Here is a 16892-nt window from a genome sequence, read left to right on the forward strand (position 1 = left end):
GGGAAATGTCATGGCGGACCGGGTGAGCGACTTCCTGGCGCAGTGGGCCGCTGAGCGGCCCGACCTCGATGTCACCCCGATGGGCGTCATCGGTCGCCTCGCTCGGGGTTCGGAGTTGATGTCGCGGGGGATCCAGACCTATTTCGTCGAGCACGGACTGCAGCAGGGACAGTTTGACGTGCTGGCCACCCTGCGGCGCTCGGGGAGCCCCTTCACGCTGACACCGGGCGCGCTCGCGGACTCCACGATGCGCTCCCAGGCGGCGATGACCAACCGGTTGGCGGGGCTTGAGGCCAAGGGGCTGATCGAGCGAAAGATGGATCCGGACAACCGGCGCAGCGTGCTGGTCTCGCTGACCGATGAGGGGCTGGAGCTAGTGGATCGGGTCGTCACGGGGCACGTGGAGAATGAGCGCGAGCTCCTGGCTCCGCTCACCGGAGCCGAGCAGGAGCGACTGGCCGGGCTCCTGGAGAAACTGCTCGCTGGCTCAGGTGACATCGCCCGCGACTGATGGGCCTGCTTCTATATTTACGTAGAGATTCGTATGTGGAGGTGACCACGATGGCAACGAGGCAACTCAACACCAGCGTCGAGGCATCGCTCTATGACCGGCTTGACCTGCTGGCGGCCCGGACCGGCCGATCCCGGTCGCACTACGTGGCCGAGTTTATTGAGCGAGGTCTGATCGACCTGGAGGACCATTACTTGCTCAAGGATGCGCAGGAGGAGTTCTACGCCTCTGACGAGGACTCGATCCCGCACGAGGACGTGGACTGGGACAGCCTCGGTCGATGACCTTCCAGGACCGGTACATGCCGAACGCACTCAAGGAGCTCGAGAAGCTCGACCGGGCGCAGGAGAAACGGATCAGGCGGTTGTGGTGAAGGCAGCACACCGGCGTGAGGTCTATCGCTGTCCTGCCCGGCGCGCTCGGGGGCCACGGACTCGGACCTGGTGCGGGATCGGCGTTGCCACACTGGGGCTCCAGCACGGGACACGCCGCAACGATGTTGGCACGGTGCGCGACACGCAGGCCGGGGTGGCGCGGTCGGTGGGTTGTGGGATCGGGTGCTCACGCGCTCGGTGGGCTGTGGAATCGGGTGCTCACGCGCTCGGTGGGTTGTGGGATCGGGTGCTCACGCGCTCGGTCAGGAGGGGGAGGGGTCGGGGTCGGGGTCGGGGTCGGTGAGGCCGGCGTCGTGGACGATCAGGGCAATCTGGGTCCGGTTGCCGGCGCCGAGTTTGACCAGGACGCGCGAGACGTGCGCCTTGACGGTGGGCAGGCCCATATAGAGGGTGCTGGCGATCTGGGCGTTGGACCAGCCCTGGCCGATGGCGACCGCCACCTCGCGCTCGCGGTCGGTCAGGTTGTCGAGCAGCTCCTCGGCCCGCTTGCGCCGCGTCTCAGCTCCCGCGTCCTGAGTCTGCAGGCCCCCGCCGGCGACGCGGGCGATCAGCTGCTGGGTCACCGAGGGTGACAGGCTCGGCTCGCCGTCGAGCACCGCGCGGCGCACGGCCTCCACCAAGCGCTCCGGACGGGTGCTCTTGAGCAGGAACCCATGGGCGCCGATGCGCAGCGCCTCCAGGACCATGTCGTCAGTGTCGAAAGTGGTCAGCACGATCACCTTCGGCGGGTCCTCGCTGGCCAGCAGTTCAGCCGTTGCTGCGAGTCCGTCCAGCACCGGCATCCGGATGTCCATGAGCACCACGTCGGGCTTGACCTGCTCGACGAGGTCGACCCCGGCGCGGCCGTCATTGGCCTCCCCGATCACCTCGAGGTCGGGCGCGCCGCCGAGGATGAGGCCCAGACCGGTGCGGACGAGGGCGTCGTCGTCGACCAGGACGACCGAGATGGTGCCGGTGGAGCTCGGCTCAGGAGTGGTGCTCACGTGGTCCACGGTAACCAGGCGCGCACGACGAAGCGCCCGGACCGGTCGGTGCCGTAGCTCAGTTGGCCGCCACTGAGCACGGCGCGCTCGGCCAGCCCGAGCAGTCCCATGCCCGACCCGCTCTCCCGGACCCCGTCGTGTTGCGGCTCCTCGCCGTAGGACGCGGGCTGGTTGACGATGGTCAGGTCCAGGCCGACGCCTGCTCCGCCGGAGAGAGAGACGGTGACGGGCTGGCCCTTGGCGTGCTTGCGGGCATTGGTCAGGCCCTCCTGGATGATCCGATAGGCGTGCCGGCTGATCGTCTCGGGGACGCTGGAGGGGTCGACCCGCAGCGTGGTCACCACGGGGGTGCCGCCGGCGCGGACCTCGTCGAAGAGGGTGGACAGCTGGACCAGGTCGGGCTGGGGGCCGCGCGGCTGGTCGGGCTCGTCGCTGCCGCGCAGCACCCCGAGCACGGTGCGCAACTCCTGCACCGCCTGGTCGGCGTTGTCGCGCACCGTGCCGGCGATCTCGCGCATCTGCTCCGGAGGCAGGTCCTGGCGATAGCTGAGGACCCCGGCGTTCATCGCGATCAGGCTGATCCGGTGGGCCAGCACGTCGTGCATCTCTCGTGCGATCCGCGCCCGCTCGGTCGCCCGGGCCTGCTCGACGCGGCGGCCCTGCTCCCGCTCGGCGACCTCGGCCCGCTCCCGGAGCGCGGCGAGATTGTCGCGGCGGGCACCGATCGAATAGCCGACCGCGATCGCTGCGATCAGCACCAGCACCTGGAACGTGACGTTGGTGGCCGTCGTGACCCAGCTCTGGCCTCCCGGCACACGGAACATGAAGTCCCACACGAACGAGGTCGCCAGATAGAGCGGCGTGATCAGGGCCAGCGCCCGCCAGCGCCGCCACGTGGACAGTGAGATCATGGCGATCAGGACAGTGCCGGCCGCAGTTGTTGCGACAGTCGACATCAGGATCAGGACCACGGTGACGATCACCGGCCAACGCCGACGGAAGTGCATGACCACCAGGGAGAGCAGTCCGATGATCGGGTCGACCGCGAACAGCCACCACTCGGGCCCGACGCGCCCCTCCAGGTCGATTGCGGCCCAGGACGAGACCCAGAGGATCGCACCAGCCAGCACCGCCAGCAGGATGCGCCAGGTCTCCCCCCAGCGCGTCATCGGTGGTTGTCCAGGTCGCACACCCCGACCATAGGTCGTGCGGGGGACCACCGGAGCAGTCAAAGGTCTGCGACCGGGTGAGTGACGGCATACCAAGGTATGACGCAGGTCCAGCCTCTGGACGGATGTGCCGGGGGTCGGTGGTCCCGCAAGATAGAAGCATGATTCAGGTAGAGAACCTCGTGAAGACATACGGGGACTTCACCGCCGTGGACGATGTGACGTTCACTGCCGAGGCAGGACGGGTGACCGGGTTCCTCGGTCCCAACGGGGCGGGCAAGTCCACCACCATGCGCGTGATGACCGGGCTCACCCCGGCGACCCGAGGCAGCGCCACGGTGCTCGGCACGCCCTACGAAGCACTGCAGAACCCGGGGCGGCACGTGGGCGTGCTCCTCGACGCCTCCGCCCAGCACGCCGGCCGGACCGGCCGTGAGGTGCTGAGCCTGGGCGCCATGACGCTCGGCGTCGGCGAGAAGCGCGTCGACCAGATGCTGGAGGTCGTCGGACTGACGGCCAAGGAGTCCAAGCGGCGCATCCGCAACTACTCCCTCGGCATGCGGCAGCGCCTCGGCCTGGCCAACGCGCTGCTCGGTGACCCCAAGGTCCTGATCCTCGATGAGCCCGCCAATGGTCTGGACCCGGCAGGCATCCGCTGGATGCGTGACCTGCTCGGCACCTTTGCCGCTGAGGGCGGGACCGTGCTGCTCTCCTCCCACCTGCTGCACGAGATCGAGCGGATCGCCGACGACATCGTGGTGATCGGCCGCGGCAAGATCGTCGCCTCGGGCACCAAGGAGGAGCTGTTGCGCCCCTCCGGCTGCCTGGTGCGCAGCGCCGACGACGAGACGCTGCACCGCGTGTTGTCAGGCAAGGGCCTGGACGTCCTCGTCCTGCCCAACGGTGGCCTGCAGGTCGAGGCCGAGACGGCCGCGGTCGGTCAGGTCGCAGCAGAGGCCGGCATCGCGCTGGTGGAGCTGCGTGGCGCTGACAGCCAGGGCCTGGAGGAGATGTTCCTGACACTCACCTCCGACGACGCACGACAGGAGACGGCAGCATGAGCACGACGACCGTGAACACCGAGTCCGGGGCTCCCCACGTGGCGCCCCCGCGCGGCGGGTTCCGCCTGCCGACCATCGACACCCCGATCAAGCCGGTCAGCTTTGGCCGGTTGGTCCGGGTCGAGACGCGCAAGCAGATCGACACGCTGGCCGGCCGCTGGTTCCTGATCATCCTCGGGCTGGTCATCGTCGTCACGATGACGATCATGCTGTTCGTCGGTCAGGGTGACCACGACTACGGCACCTATCTCGCGGCGGCGGGGGTCCCGCTCGGCATCTTCCTGCCGGTGCTCGGCATCCTGTCGGCCACGCAGGAGTGGAGCCAGCGCACCGCGATGACCACCTTCACCCTGGAGCCGCGCCGCGGCCGGGTGATCTGGGCCAAGGTCGCCAGCACCCTGCTGATCGGTCTCGGAGCCGTCGTCGCGACGCTCATCCTGGGCGCTGTCGGCCGGCTGCTCGGTGACCTGCGCGGTGCAGAGACGCCGTGGGCCATCGACGGTTGGCTGATCGGTGGCATCACGCTGATGATGCTCCTCTATGTGATGCAGGGTCTGGCCTTCGGTCTGGCGCTGCTCAACACTCCCGCGGCGATCGTGGCGTTCTTCGCCCTCCCGACGCTGCTGCCGCTGATGAACCTGGTCAGCTGGCTGCAGACGCCCTACGAGTGGATCGATCTGACCATGACGAGCTCGCCCCTGACCTCAGGGGTGGCAATGACTGGCGAGCAGTGGGCACAGCTCGCCGTATCGGTGGTGCTGTGGGTTGGAGTCCCGCTGACCATCGGGGTGTGGCGCGTGCTGCGCCGCGAGGTCAAGTGACCTGCGCGTAGCCACCGAGGGGTCACGGTGACCCGACGGTAGGCGCCCACCCATCCGGGGAAAAGGGGACGTCAGCGGAGCCTGGGGGCAGGCTCCGCTGACGTTTCTGTGTCTGGCCCCAGTGTCAGTGCCCAGACTTGCTGCTCGTGAGTGCAGTTACCGCCCCGGGAGGGTCGCTAACTGCACTCACCAGGGAAGCCGGCCCCTCGGCATACGGCTGGGTGGTTGCTGTGCAGTGGATAACGAGTGCGTATCGGTTGGCGCCCCGGCTGGGCACGGACGCGCCGGATGCGGCAGAGTTGGCCTGGATCACTGCTTGACCTGCGCCGCCCCCGAGGTGCAGGCACTCCAGGAAGGCTCCAACCATGACGTCACGCTCCCGGGTGCTGGCCGCCGCGCTGTCGGCCACCTTCCTGTTGACCGCCTGCAACGCCGGCTCCACCAGCGACGACCCGACCGACGGCGAGAACAACGCCACCGGCGACGCCGACAACGGTGACAGCACCGGGGGCACCGGCGGCACTGCCGCCCCGGGTGACGACGCGGTCCGCATCGGCCTGGTCGCCGAGCCCGCGAGCCTGGACTTCACGACCACCGACGGTGCCGCGATCCCGCAGGTGCTGCTCTACAACGTCTACGAGTCCCTGGTCAAGGTCGACCAGTCCGGTGAGATCGTGCCCGCGCTCGCCTCGGCGTGGGAGGTCAGCGAGGACGGCAAGACCTATACCTTCACCCTCGAGCAGGGTGTCACCTTCAGCAACGGCGAGACCTTCACCGCCGAGGACGTGGTCAGCTCCTTCGAGGCCGTGCAGAACGACTGGACGGTCAGCCTGAAGAGCCAGTTCGACATCATCGAGTCAATCGAGGCCACCAGCGACACCGAGGTGGTCATCACGCTGGCCAGCCCGAGCAACTCCTTCCTCTACTCCCTGACCACCCGGGTCGGGGCGATCTTCGACTCCAACAGCGTCGACGAGCTGGCCACGCGCCCGATCGGGACCGGGCCCTACACCTTCGGGGAGTGGAACCGCGGCTCCTCCATCACGCTGCAGCGCAACAGCGACTACTGGGGCGAGGAGCCCTACTTCGACCAGGTCGAGCTCGCCTACTTCAGCGACGCCAACGCCCTCAACAACGCGATGCTCACCGACAGCATCGACGTCGTCGGCACCGTTCAGGCCCCCGAGGCGCTCAGTGAGTTCGAGGGCGGCGACTACCAGATCATCGAGGGCACGACCAACGGCGAGGTCGTGCTGTCCTTCAACAACGAGACCGAGCCGTTCAACGACCTGCGGGTCCGCCAGGCCGCCCGCCACGCCATCAACCACCAGGCGCTGCTGGACACCTGCTGGGACGGGCGCGGGACGCTTATCGGCAGCATGGTCCCGCCGACCGACCCCTGGTATGAGGACCGCACCGGCGACTATCCCTACGACGTCGAGGCAGCCAAGGCCCTGCTGGCCGAGGCCGGCGCCGAGGGTGCCGAGGTCCGGCTGCGGATCCCGACGCTGCCGTATGCGACGGCTTGCGCACCGATTGTGGAGAGCATGCTCGAGGAGGCCGGTTTTGCGGTCACCATCGACGACCTGGAGTTCCCGGCCGCGTGGATCGAGGACGTCTTCACCAATGCCGACTATGAGATGTCGATCGTCTCCCACGTTGAGCCGCGCGACCTCAAGGCTGTTCTGGGCAACCCGGACTACTACATCCGCTATGGCACACCCGAGCTGCGCACCCTGCTCGATGAGGCCGACGCCGGCACCGAGGAGGTGCAGATCGAGAAGATGAAGGAGGCCGCCAAGCTGGTCTCCGAGGACGCCGCGTCCGACTTCCTGTTCCTGCTGCCCAACCTCATCGTGGCCGACCCGGGCATCACCGGGCTGCCGGAGAACGCGATCACCGAGTCCTTCGACCTCTCGCAGCTCGCCGGCGAGTGACCCGAGCCTGACCCCGTGCTGCTGCGTCTGGCGCAACGCTTCCTGGTGCTGCTGGCCAGCCTGCTGGTGGCATCAGTGCTGGTCTTTGCGTTCATGCAGGTGCTGCCGGGCGACCCGGCGCGCGTGGCGCTGGGCATGAACTCCTCGGATGATTCGGTGGCCGAGCTGCGGGAGCAGTTTGGTCTGGACCGTCCGGTCTTCGTGCAGTATGCGGACTGGTTGCGTGGGATGGTCACGCTCGACCTGGGCGTGGAGTGGGTGAGCAAGGCACAGATCGCTCCCCAGTTGGTGGATCGGCTCGCGGTGACCGGGTGGCTGGTGATCACCGCGATGCTGCTCGCGCTGCTGATCGCCCTGCCCGTGGGCACCTGGATGGCGGTGCGCCACCGCCACCTCGATGGCGTGGTCCTGTCGGCGATCTCGCAGATCGGCGTCGCGATCCCCGCGTTCCTGGCCGGCATCATCCTGATCACCTATTTCGCCAAGCGGTGGCAGTGGTTTCCCTCCGGTGGCTGGGTGCCGCCGGCCGAGGACCCGCTTGGCTTCCTGAGCCGGCTGGCGCTGCCGGCGATCTCGCTCGCCATGGTCCAGGCCTCGGTGCTGGCCCGCTATGTGCGCACCGCCGTGCTCGAGGTGCTGCGGGAGGACTATCTGCGCACAGCCCGGGCCAAGGGGCTGCGCCCGATGCAGGCGCTCACCCGGCACGGCCTGCGCAATGCCGCCGTCCCGATCGTGACTGTTCTGGGCCTGCAGTTGGCGACGCTGCTGATCGGCGCGGTGGTGGTCGAGCGGGTCTTCGTGATCCCCGGACTCGGGTCCTTCCTGCTCGACTCGGTGGCCTCCCGCGAGCTGATCACGGTGCAGACCATCGTCATGGTGCTGGTGGCTGCCGTGCTGATCATTAACTTCCTGGTCGATGCGTTGTATCTGGCGATCGACCCTCGGCTCAGGACTGGTGCACGATGAGTGGGCGGCGGATCAATGCGCCACTGGTCATCGGCGGGGTGCTGGTGCTGTTCGTCGTGACGATGGCGCTGGTCTCTTATGTGTGGACGCCCTATGAGTTCAAGTTCCTCCCCGTCCCCAAGGAGCAGACGCCCAACGCCGAGCACTGGCTGGGCACCGACCGCTCGGCCCGTGACGTGCTCACTCAGATCCTGCTGGGCGCCCGCACCACGTTGTTTGTCGGGGTCGTCGCGGTGGGTGTCGCTGCCGTGATCGGGGTGCCCCTCGGCATATTGGCTGCGATGTCTCCCGGCGGGTTTGGCCAGTTGATCATGCGGGGCAACGACATCCTGTTGGCCTTCCCGGCGCTGCTGCTGGCGATCATGTTCTCCGCGCTCTATGGCGGGGGCACCACGGTGGCGATGGTGGCGATCGGCATCGCCACGATCCCAGCGTTTGCCCGGATCGTGCGCTCGGGTGCCCTGCAGGTGATCAACACCGAGTATGTCTCGGCCTCCCGCGTCGCCGGTCACGGTCCGCTCGCGATCGCGTGGAAGCACGTGCTGCCCAACGTGGCGGGTCTGGTGATCGTGCAGGCCTCAGTGTCCTTCGCGATCGCGATCCTGGCAGAGGCCGCGCTGTCCTATCTGGGCCTGGGCACCCCGACCGGTGAGCCCTCATGGGGGCGGATGCTTCTGGAGAGCCAGAACGTGCTGCACCGCTCTCCGCACCTGGCGATCATCCCCGGTGCCGCGATCGCCCTGGCCATCCTCGGCTTCAACCTGCTCGGCGACGGCCTGCGCGACTATCTCGACCCGAAGTTGGAGGGCCGATGAGCACCCCCCTCTCCCGACCGAGCGCGTCGGATGGTGACTTTTCCACCCCACCGAGCGCGTCGGGTGGTGGTGTTTCGACCCCACCGAGCGCGTCGGGTGGTGGTGTTTCGACCCCACCGAGCGCGTCGGGTGGTGGTGTTTCGACCCCACCGAGCGCGTCGGGTGGCGCCGAGACGGTCTTGACCGTGGCCGGCCTCGACGTGCACGCGGGGTCCACCCAGCTCCTGCACGACGTCACCTTCTCCATCAACCGGGGTGAGCGAGTTGGCCTGATCGGTGAGTCGGGCTCGGGCAAGTCGCTCACCGCGCTCGCCGTGATGGGCCTGCTGTCCGAGGGCCTGCAGGCCGAGGGTGAGGTCCGCCTCGCGGGACACGATCGTGACCTGCTCACCGCCTCGGAGGGTCGCCTGAGTCACATCCGCGGGAACGACATGGCGATGATCTTTCAGGAGCCGATGACCGCGCTGAACCCGACCATGCGGGTCGGTCGCCAGGTCGCCGAGGTGATGACCCAGCACGGCACGGCTGACCGGCGGACGGCGCGGCGAACTGCGGTCGAACTGCTTGAGCGGGTCGGTCTGCCCGACCCCGCATCGGTCGCCAGGTCCTATCCACACCAGCTCTCCGGCGGGCAGAGACAGCGGGTGGTCGCCGCCATCGCACTCGCCAACGACCCACTCCTGCTGGTCTGCGACGAGCCGACGACTGCGTTGGACGTCACGGTCCAGGCGCTCGTGCTCGACCTCATCGTCCGCGGCGTCGAGGAGCGTGACGCCGCGATGCTCTTCATCACCCACGACCTGGCCGTCGTTGCGACCGTCTGCGAGCGGGTGCTGGTCATGTATGGCGGACGCGTTGTTGAGGCCGGGCCAGTCACCGAGGTGCTGGGCAACCCTCAGCACCGCTATACCCAGGGACTCGTCGCCGCCTCGGACCTCGAGCGGGCGCGGGGAGAGCAGCGGCAACCGCTCGACACGATCCGGGGCAACGTTCCACCCGCCGGGAACTTCCCCGACGGATGCGTCTTCCGAAACCGGTGTGACTTCGCCACGGAGGCCTGCGAGAGCCTGCCGAAGTGGACACCCCGCGGCGACCACGAGGCCGGCGAGCGGGCCTCCGGTTATGCGTGCTTCCACCCGGTCGGGGGTGAGACCCATGAGTGAAGACAGCACGCCACACCGTGCGCTCGGTGGGGGTGAAAATGGACAACACGGCGCGCTCGGTGGGGGTGAAAATGGACAACACGGCGCGCTCGGTCGTGAGGGGGAGGTGGCGATCAGTCTGCGCGGCGTCAACCGGGAGTTCCGCCGCCCGAGGACCTCGCTCACCGGCACCCCGACCGTGGTGCAGGCGGTGCGGGACGTGAGCCTCGACATACGGGCGGGTGAGCGGTTCGGGTTGGTCGGTGAGTCCGGCTCGGGCAAGTCCACGCTGCTGAAGATGATCAGCGGGCTGGACCGCCCGACCTCCGGCGAGATCCACATCGAGGGCCAGCCGATCCACGCGAGCTCCGCGCGCAAACTCGGCTGGCTGCGACGCCGTCTCCAACTCGTCTTCCAGGACCCGATGAGCTCGCTGGACCCGCGCATGCGCATCCGGGAGATCATCGCCGAACCACTTGCCGCGCAGCGCCTCCCGCGGGGCGACAAGGTCAACGAGCTGTTGGAACGGGTCGGGATGTCCACGGACGCCGCGCGGCGCTTCCCGCACCAGTTCAGCGGCGGTCAGCGGCAACGGATCTCGGTGGCGCGCGCCCTGGCTCCCGACCCGCACATCCTGATCGCGGATGAGCCGGTCAGCGCCCTCGACGTCTCCGTGCGGGCGCAGGTGCTCAACCTCATCGACGAGGTGGTCGACGGCTTCGACCTGACCCTGGTGTTTGTCTCGCACGACCTGTCCGTGGTGCGGCACGTGTGCGACCGGGTGGCGGTGATGCGGGCCGGAGAGATCGTGGAAGTCGGCGCGACCGAGCAGCTCCATGAGGACCCGCAGCACCCCTACACCCAGCAGTTGCTCGCCTCCGTGCCGCGGCTGTCCGAGGCGCTGGCCGGTGCCTCCGCGGCACAGTTGGCCGAACGGACCAGGGCGGCGCTCGCCGGCTCCGGAGCTGGGGACGATGTCAGCGCGGAGGCCCTGGCAGAGGAGGGCGCGCGGGCCGATGCTGGCCTGCCCGGGGGTGCCGGTGTGCGCGCCGAGGACGTGCGGCACGATCGGCACGAGGACCAGGGCGGCACCATTGGCTGAGGTTGGGTCGGTGCCGTGAGCGTGTCAGGTGCTGTTGACGAGGGAGAGTGCTGTGGCTGAGGTGCGGATCGATGAGGACGCCGTGGTGTCGTTCACCCAGGAGCTGGTGCGGATCAGGTCGGTCAACGACCCCGGTGCCGGCACCGCGGAGGCGCCGGCGGCCCGCCTCGTCGAGGAGCGGATGCGTGAGCTCGGGTGGGACCCGCAGGTCACCGAGATCGCCCCTGGCAGGCCGAACGTGGTGGCCGTCATCGAGGGCGGTGGTGGTCCCGGCCCGACGCTGATGTTCGAGGGGCACACCGACGTGGTGACCGAGGGCGACCTCGAGGCCTGGAGCTTTGATCCCTATGCCGGCGACATCGTCGACGGCCAGTTGCGCGGTCGCGGCAGCGCGGACATGAAGGCGGGCGTCGCCGCCATGATCTATGCGACCAAGGCCGTGGTCGACGCCGGCCCTTTCCCGGGCAGGATCGTGCTCGGCGCCCTCGTCGACGAGGAGGGCCTGATGCTCGGCGCCAAGGCCTTTGCCCGCACGCCCCTGGCAGCCGAGATCGACGGCGCGATCTGCTGCGAGCCCGAGGAGGGCGAGATCTGCGCGGTCTCCAAGGGCGCCGTGCGGTTGCTGGTGCACTTTGAGGGGGCGATGGCCCACGGTGCGATGCCGCAGCACGCGCGCAACCCGGTGCCGGTGGCCGCCGAGTTCGTGCGCCGGGTGCCCGAGGTGCAGGCCCGGCTGCTCGCCGACCACGGGGAGCACGAGCACCTCGGGCCGAACTTCGTGACCCCGACCGTCGTGATCGGCGGGGACACCGACCAGATCAACGTCATCCCCGCGCGGGCCGTGGTGTGCCTGGACATCCGGACCACACCTGGCGTCGACCACGTCGAGCTCAACGGCTGGATCACCGAGCTGGCCGGGGCCTGTGGTGAGCCGGCCGGTGTCACCGCGACCGTGGAGGTCGTCGACGACCGGCCCGCCGTGGACACCCCCGTCAGCCACCCGATGATCGTGGCGCTCGCCGAGGCCCACGAGGCGGTGACCGGCACCCCGGCCGTCTATGGCGGCGTGCCCGGGGCGACGGACGGCACGATCCTGACCCGCGACGCCGAGATCCCGACGGTGGTCTATGGCCCGGGGGGCAAGTGGATCGCGCACCAGGCAGACGAGTATGTCGAGGTGTCAGCGATCATCGAGGCCGCCTCGGTCTATGCCGAGACTGCGAGGCGTTTCCTGAGCGCCTGAGCGCCTGAGCGGCGGCGGACAGCCACACACTGAACCAATCCGGGGCGGCGGTCGCTCCGAAGACCTGGTGTGAGCACCCCAACCGCCAGCACCCGCGCCCTCGGCGCGGTCTCCGGACTGGTCGCTGCGACCGCCGGGGTGCTGGCAGCCCACGGAACAGCTGCCCTCCTGCCCGGTGTCACCCCGCCGGTGACAGCGGTGGGCAACCGGGCCATCGACTGGACTCCGCAACCGGTCAAGGACTGGGCCATCGAGACCTTCGGCGCCGCCGACAAGGCGGTGCTGGTCGGCGGCGTGCTGCTCACGGTTGCTCTGCTGGCTGGGGCCACTGGCCTGATCGGCGTCCGTCGTCGCGGCACCGCCCTGGCCCTGCTGGCCGGACTCGTCGTGCTGGCCTCGGCGGCGATGTTCACCGATCGAGCCTCGACCGCGGGACCTGTCGGCCAGGGGCTGACGGCGACGGTGCTCGCCGTTGTGGGCCTCGGCGGCCTGTGGTGGCTGCTTGATGCCGTGGGCACTGGTCGACCGGCAGTCCCGGTTGGGGGACTCAGATCACGCGCAGGAGCAGCGACGACCCGCACGCGGGTGCTGCGCAGCGATGACACGGACCTGGAGGCCACCTCCGACTTCGATCGTCGGCGGTTCCTGCAGGCCGCTGGAGCGCTGGCGGCCGTGGGGGCTGCCGGTGGCGTGGTCGTCGAGACCGGCGGCGCCGCGGCCGTCGCCTCGCGAGACGCGCTTCGACTGCCGGCCCCGGCCGTCCCTGCTGTGCCGGTCCCGGACGGCGTCTCCTTTGAGCTCCCGGGTCTGACACCCCACCTGACCTCGAACGCTGACTTCTATCGCGTGGACACCGCCCTGACCGTCCCCGACGTCCCGCTCGAGGGCTATCGGCTGCGCATCCACGGGCTGGTCGACCACCCACTCGAGCTCACCTTTTCGGACCTGCTCGACCGGCGACTGGTGGAGCGGCGCATCACGCTGACCTGCGTCTCCAACCCGGTGGGGGGCGACCTGGTCGACAACGCCACCTGGATCGGCGTGCCCATGCGCGAGCTCCTGGCAGAGGCCGGGGTGCAACAGCACGCTGACGCGGTGAAGTCGACCAGCGCCGACGGCTTCACCGCCGGCACGCCACTGGAAGCGCTGACCGATGATCGGGAGGCCCTCGTCGCCATCGGCATGAACGGGGAGCCGCTCCCACTGGAGCACGGCTTCCCCGTGCGGATGGTGACCCCCGGTCTCTACGGCTATGTGTCCGCGACCAAGTGGCTGGTGGACCTCAAGGTCACCCGGTTCGCTGACTTCTCGGCCTACTGGACCAGCCGCGGTTATGCCGAACGAGCACCCATCAAACTATCCTCCCGCATCGACGTCCCCGGTTCCTTCGAGCGTCTCGACTCCGGCCGGCGCGTCGTTGCCGGCGTCGCCTGGGCGCAGCCCCACGGCATCGACGCCGTGGAGGTCCGAGTGGACGGCGGCGACTGGCAACAGGCCGAGCTGGCCGAGGAGGACTCGACTGTCACCTGGCGCCCCTGGCGCTGGGACTGGCCGGCAGAGCCCGGCACACACCGCCTGGAGGTCCGCGCGACGGACCGCACCGGCGAGACACAAACGTCCCAGCGGGTGCCGGTGGCACCCGACGGGTCGACCGGATGGCACAGCGTGACGGTCACCGTCACCTGAGCCGGACCACCCCCATTGAAAGGACCACACCATGCGCACCAACAAGACCCTGATCGCGCTGGCTGCAGCCGCCACGTTGACCCTGTCGGCGTGCGGCGGTGAGAGCGATGAGCCGGCTGCCGAGGACGGCACGACCCAGAACATGCCTGCGGAGGAGGAGACCGCGGAGGACATGACGGCGGAGGAAGAGACCGCGGAGGAAGAGATGACCGAGGACGACTCGATGGCCACCTCGCAGGAGATGGCCGCACCGACCGGCGACCTGGTCGGACCGGGCTGCGCCGGCTATGCCGAGCAGGTCCCGGACGGTGCCGGGTCGGTCGAGGGCATGGCCCAGGACCCGGTGGCGGTGGCAGCGAGCAACAACCCGTTGCTGACCACGCTGACGGCTGCAGTCTCTGGCGACCTCAACCCGGACGTGGACCTGGTGGACACGCTCAACGGTGACGAGTTCACCGTGTTTGCTCCGGTCGACGACGCCTTCGCCGCCGTGGACGAGGAGACGCTGGCCACCCTCGGTGAGGACGCAGACCTGCTCTCCACTGTTCTGACCTACCACGTCGTGCCGGGGCAGTTGTCTCCGGAGGAGGTCGTCGGCTCGCTGACGACCGTCCAGGGCGACACAGTCGAGGTGACGGGTGAGGGCGATGAGTTGATGGTCAACGACGCCAACGTCATCTGCGGTGGTGTGCAGACGGAGAACGCCACGGTCTATCTCATCGACGCGGTCCTGATGCCGCAGATGTGAGTCGCAGTGGTCGCCCCGGTCCGAGACTGTCGCGGACCGGGGCGCCGCCGTGCGGGCGTCCCCCGATGGCTAGAGTGAGGCGGTGAGCACACCTTCGGGGCAGGTGCCTCCGGGGAACGACCAACCCAGCGCACCGATCGCCCCCATCCCGCAGTCCGGTCAGCCCAAGAGCAACACCCCCAGCATCATGTGGGCGGTCGCCACCATCGTTGTCGCGCTCGTCGGCGGCTTCCTGATCTACACCGCGATGACGCAGGGTGATGAGCCCGCGGATGCCGGCCCCGGCTCCGCGCAAGGGGCCGGGAGCGACGAGGGAGCCGACCGGGAGGCCGGCGACGAGGCTGCGGAGGATGGGGCCGCCGACGACGGGGGAGCCGACGACGGCGCCGCCCCCGAGGCCCCCGCCGCCGAGAGCGAGCAGACGTCGGAGGCCCCGCAGCCCACCGAGTCCGCGGCCGAGCCGACGGTCACCGAGGAGCAGAAGCAGTTCCTGCTCGACCTGCCGCGCCGCGACGCCGAGGACCCGATGGCCAAGGGCGACGTCGACGCACCCGTCGTGATCATGGAGTTCGCCGACTATCGCTGCCCGTTCTGTGCCTCCTGGGGGCGGGATGTGCAACCCGCCCTGCAGGACCTGATCGACGACGGCACGGTCCGGCTCGAGTTCCGTGACCGGATCCTGTTCGGCGAGGAGTCCGAGGCAACGGCGCTCGCGGCCCGGGCGGCGGGTGAGCAGGGGATGTACTGGGAATATCACGACGCGATCTTCGCCGCCGCCCCGGACAGCGGCCACCCGGACATGCCTCGCGAGAAGCTGCTCGGCTTTGCCGAGGAGATCGACATTCCCGACCTCGAGAAGTTTGAGGCCGACCTAGACTCGCCCGAGCTGCGCGAGGCGATGCAGGCAGACCAGGAGCAGGGCGAGTCGCTCGGGGTCCGCTCCACCCCGACCTTCCTGGTCAACACCGTCGCGCTGGTCGGAGCCCAGCCCGAGCAGGTCTTCCGTCAGGCCATCGAGCAGGAGCTGGTCGCCGTCACTGAGTAGTCGCCAACACCTGCCCGAGGTGCCCCGCTGGTACCGCCTACGCTGAAGCGCATGACTGAGCAGACGCCGGTGGACAGTTCCTGGGCCCTGGACCCGCAGGTGAGTCCGGGACCGACCAACTCGATCGTCGACGTGCCGGGGATCCGTGTGGGACACCACGATCGCCGCGGTGACGGCTGGCTGACCGGCACGACCGTGGTGCTGGCGCCGCCGGAGGGTGCCGTCGGCGGGGTCGACGTGCGCGGCGGGGGGCCGGGCACCCGCGAGACCGACCTGCTCGACCCCCGCAACCAGGTCGACCGGGTGCACGCGATCACCCTGAGCGGGGGGAGCGCCTTCGGCCTCGCCGCGGCGGACGGCGTGATGCGGCACCTGTATGCCGCGGGGTGCGGCTTCCCCTGCGGACCTGACCCTGAGCAGGTGGTCCCCATCGTCCCGGGGGCAGTGATCTTCGACCTCAACCGCGGCGGGACGTTCACCGCGACCCCGGACGCCTCCTTCGGAGTCGCCGCCTGCGAGGCGGCCTCCAGCGAGGGGCCGGCACTGGGGTGCGTGGGCGCCGGGACCGGCGCCGAGTGCGGTGGACTCAAGGGCGGGGTCGGCTCGGCGAGTGCGGTCCTGCCGGACGGCACCACGGTGGCGGCCCTGGTGATCGCCAACCCCGGTGGCCACGTGGTGGACCTGCGCACCGGTGAGTTGGTTGGTGCCCGGGCCCTGCTCGACGGTGACCTTGATGTGCTGGGTGAGCGGGCGGCATACGGTCTGGGTCGTCCGGACCCCCAGGAGTTGGTGACCGCCCGCGAGCGGGCCACCACCGACCGGGTCGGTCTGACGCCCAAGGTGCTGGCCACCACGATCGGGGTGATCGCCACCGACGCGACCCTGACCAAAGCGCAGGCCGCGAAGGTCGCCGGGATCGGTCACGACGGGATGGCTCGCGCGATCGACCCGGTGCACACGATGTTTGACGGCGACACCCTGTTCACGCTGGCCACCGGCGCGCGCCCTGCACCCGACCCGATGGCCTTCCAGGGGCTGCTGACGGTGGCCGCGCGCACGGTCACCCGAGCCATCGTGCGCGCGGTGCTGGCTGCCGAGTCGGTCGAGACACCGGCGGGGACCACGAGGTCCTATCTGGACGCCTTCCCCAGTGCGGTCGGCCGTCGCTGACCTGTTGCGCAGTGGCTAATCCGTTGCCCTGGTGAGGAGGGGTCAGTACCGTCAGCACCGTGGACGGCCCGATGCCGGGGACAAGATGTCGGGCCGTC

The 16892-nt window shown here is 69.3% G+C and carries 16 protein-coding genes; 14 read left to right on the forward strand and 2 right to left on the reverse strand.

All coding sequences use genetic code 11. The features are described 5' to 3' along the window. The first annotated feature begins 10 nt into the window (after positions 1-10). Positions 11-511, forward strand: a complete 501-nt coding sequence (locus NF556_RS01520) for a MarR family winged helix-turn-helix transcriptional regulator (RefSeq protein ID WP_252593747.1) — start codon at positions 11-13, stop codon at positions 509-511. 50 nt (positions 512-561) lie between these two features. Continuing rightward, positions 562-795 carry a type II toxin-antitoxin system RelB family antitoxin gene (relB, locus tag NF556_RS01525; RefSeq protein ID WP_252593748.1) on the forward strand — a complete coding sequence of 78 codons (234 nt, stop codon included), beginning with the start codon at positions 562-564 and terminating at the stop codon, positions 793-795. Between the two features lie 353 nt (positions 796-1148). Here relB and NF556_RS01530 read toward each other — a convergent pair whose 3' ends face one another. Together NF556_RS01530 and NF556_RS01535 are read right to left on the reverse strand one after the other, a co-directional pair. Next, the gene (locus NF556_RS01530; protein ID WP_252593749.1) at positions 1149-1889 is read right to left on the reverse strand and encodes a response regulator transcription factor; all 741 of its coding nucleotides are present in this window, start codon (positions 1887-1889) and stop codon (positions 1149-1151) included. Next, complete coding sequence (locus NF556_RS01535) at positions 1886-3058, reverse strand: sensor histidine kinase (protein WP_252593750.1); 1173 nt, start codon at positions 3056-3058, stop codon at positions 1886-1888. The genes NF556_RS01530 and NF556_RS01535 overlap by 4 nt, the downstream gene beginning before the upstream one ends. Positions 3059-3219: 161 nt before the next feature. On the opposite strand from NF556_RS01535, the gene NF556_RS01540 reads away from it, so the two are divergent. The 12 genes from NF556_RS01540 (at position 3220) to NF556_RS01595 (ending at position 16794) form a co-directional block, all read left to right on the forward strand. Next, positions 3220-4119: an ABC transporter ATP-binding protein gene (locus NF556_RS01540; protein WP_252593751.1), complete on the forward strand. Its 900-nt coding sequence runs from the start codon at positions 3220-3222 to the stop codon at positions 4117-4119. Then, complete coding sequence (locus tag NF556_RS01545; RefSeq protein ID WP_252593752.1) at positions 4116-4940, forward strand: ABC transporter permease; 825 nt, start codon at positions 4116-4118, stop codon at positions 4938-4940. Before NF556_RS01540 ends, NF556_RS01545 begins: the two co-directional genes overlap by 4 nt. Before the next feature lie 365 nt (positions 4941-5305). After that, positions 5306-6877 carry an ABC transporter substrate-binding protein gene (locus tag NF556_RS01550; RefSeq protein WP_252593753.1) on the forward strand — a complete coding sequence of 524 codons (1572 nt, stop codon included), beginning with the start codon at positions 5306-5308 and terminating at the stop codon, positions 6875-6877. Positions 6878-6892: 15 nt separating this feature from the next. After that, on the forward strand, positions 6893-7843 hold the full coding sequence (locus NF556_RS01555) for an ABC transporter permease (protein ID WP_252593754.1): 951 nt from the start codon (positions 6893-6895) through the stop codon (positions 7841-7843). Next, a complete protein-coding gene (locus NF556_RS01560; RefSeq protein ID WP_252593755.1) occupies positions 7840-8658 on the forward strand; it encodes an ABC transporter permease in 819 nt (272 codons plus the stop codon). The genes NF556_RS01555 and NF556_RS01560 overlap by 4 nt, the downstream gene beginning before the upstream one ends. 185 nt (positions 8659-8843) lie before the next feature. Next, the gene (locus NF556_RS01565) at positions 8844-9821 is read left to right on the forward strand and encodes an ABC transporter ATP-binding protein (RefSeq protein ID WP_252593756.1); all 978 of its coding nucleotides are present in this window, start codon (positions 8844-8846) and stop codon (positions 9819-9821) included. Then, the gene (locus tag NF556_RS01570) at positions 9814-10902 is read left to right on the forward strand and encodes an ATP-binding cassette domain-containing protein (RefSeq protein ID WP_252593757.1); all 1089 of its coding nucleotides are present in this window, start codon (positions 9814-9816) and stop codon (positions 10900-10902) included. Before NF556_RS01565 ends, NF556_RS01570 begins: the two co-directional genes overlap by 8 nt. 52 nt (positions 10903-10954) lie before the next feature. Next, positions 10955-12145: a M20 family metallopeptidase gene (locus NF556_RS01575; RefSeq protein WP_252593758.1), complete on the forward strand. Its 1191-nt coding sequence runs from the start codon at positions 10955-10957 to the stop codon at positions 12143-12145. A 69-nt stretch (positions 12146-12214) separates the two neighbouring features. Continuing rightward, entirely contained in the window at positions 12215-13831 is a 1617-nt protein-coding gene (locus NF556_RS01580) for a molybdopterin-dependent oxidoreductase (RefSeq protein ID WP_252593759.1), read from the forward strand. A 31-nt stretch (positions 13832-13862) separates the two neighbouring features. Continuing rightward, positions 13863-14579 carry a fasciclin domain-containing protein gene (locus NF556_RS01585; RefSeq protein WP_252593760.1) on the forward strand — a complete coding sequence of 239 codons (717 nt, stop codon included), beginning with the start codon at positions 13863-13865 and terminating at the stop codon, positions 14577-14579. Between the two features lie 82 nt (positions 14580-14661). After that, a complete protein-coding gene (locus NF556_RS01590; RefSeq protein WP_252593761.1) occupies positions 14662-15624 on the forward strand; it encodes a DsbA family protein in 963 nt (320 codons plus the stop codon). A gap of 51 nt (positions 15625-15675) precedes the next feature. Further along, a complete protein-coding gene (locus NF556_RS01595; protein ID WP_252593762.1) occupies positions 15676-16794 on the forward strand; it encodes a P1 family peptidase in 1119 nt (372 codons plus the stop codon). Positions 16795-16892: the final 98 nt, after the last annotated feature.

The organism is Ornithinimicrobium faecis (assembly GCF_023923225.1).
GTDB classification, from domain to species: Bacteria; Actinomycetota; Actinomycetes; order Actinomycetales; family Dermatophilaceae; genus Ornithinicoccus; species Ornithinicoccus faecis.

What these genes read in the sequence shown, in the direction of transcription:
- NF556_RS01520 (WP_252593747.1), top strand. Translation starts at nt 11, where the DNA reads ATGGCGGACCGGGTGAGCGACTTCCTGGCGCAGTGGGCCGCTGAGCGG.
- relB (WP_252593748.1), top strand. Translation starts at nt 562, where the DNA reads ATGGCAACGAGGCAACTCAACACCAGCGTCGAGGCATCGCTCTATGAC.
- NF556_RS01535 (WP_252593750.1), bottom strand. Translation starts at nt 3,058, where the DNA reads ATGACGCGCTGGGGGGAGACCTGGCGCATCCTGCTGGCGGTGCTGGCT.
- NF556_RS01540 (WP_252593751.1), top strand. Translation starts at nt 3,220, where the DNA reads ATGATTCAGGTAGAGAACCTCGTGAAGACATACGGGGACTTCACCGCC.
- NF556_RS01545 (WP_252593752.1), top strand. Translation starts at nt 4,116, where the DNA reads ATGAGCACGACGACCGTGAACACCGAGTCCGGGGCTCCCCACGTGGCG.
- NF556_RS01550 (WP_252593753.1), top strand. Translation starts at nt 5,306, where the DNA reads ATGACGTCACGCTCCCGGGTGCTGGCCGCCGCGCTGTCGGCCACCTTC.
- NF556_RS01560 (WP_252593755.1), top strand. Translation starts at nt 7,840, where the DNA reads ATGAGTGGGCGGCGGATCAATGCGCCACTGGTCATCGGCGGGGTGCTG.
- NF556_RS01570 (WP_252593757.1), top strand. Translation starts at nt 9,814, where the DNA reads ATGAGTGAAGACAGCACGCCACACCGTGCGCTCGGTGGGGGTGAAAAT.
- NF556_RS01585 (WP_252593760.1), top strand. Translation starts at nt 13,863, where the DNA reads ATGCGCACCAACAAGACCCTGATCGCGCTGGCTGCAGCCGCCACGTTG.
- NF556_RS01595 (WP_252593762.1), top strand. Translation starts at nt 15,676, where the DNA reads ATGACTGAGCAGACGCCGGTGGACAGTTCCTGGGCCCTGGACCCGCAG.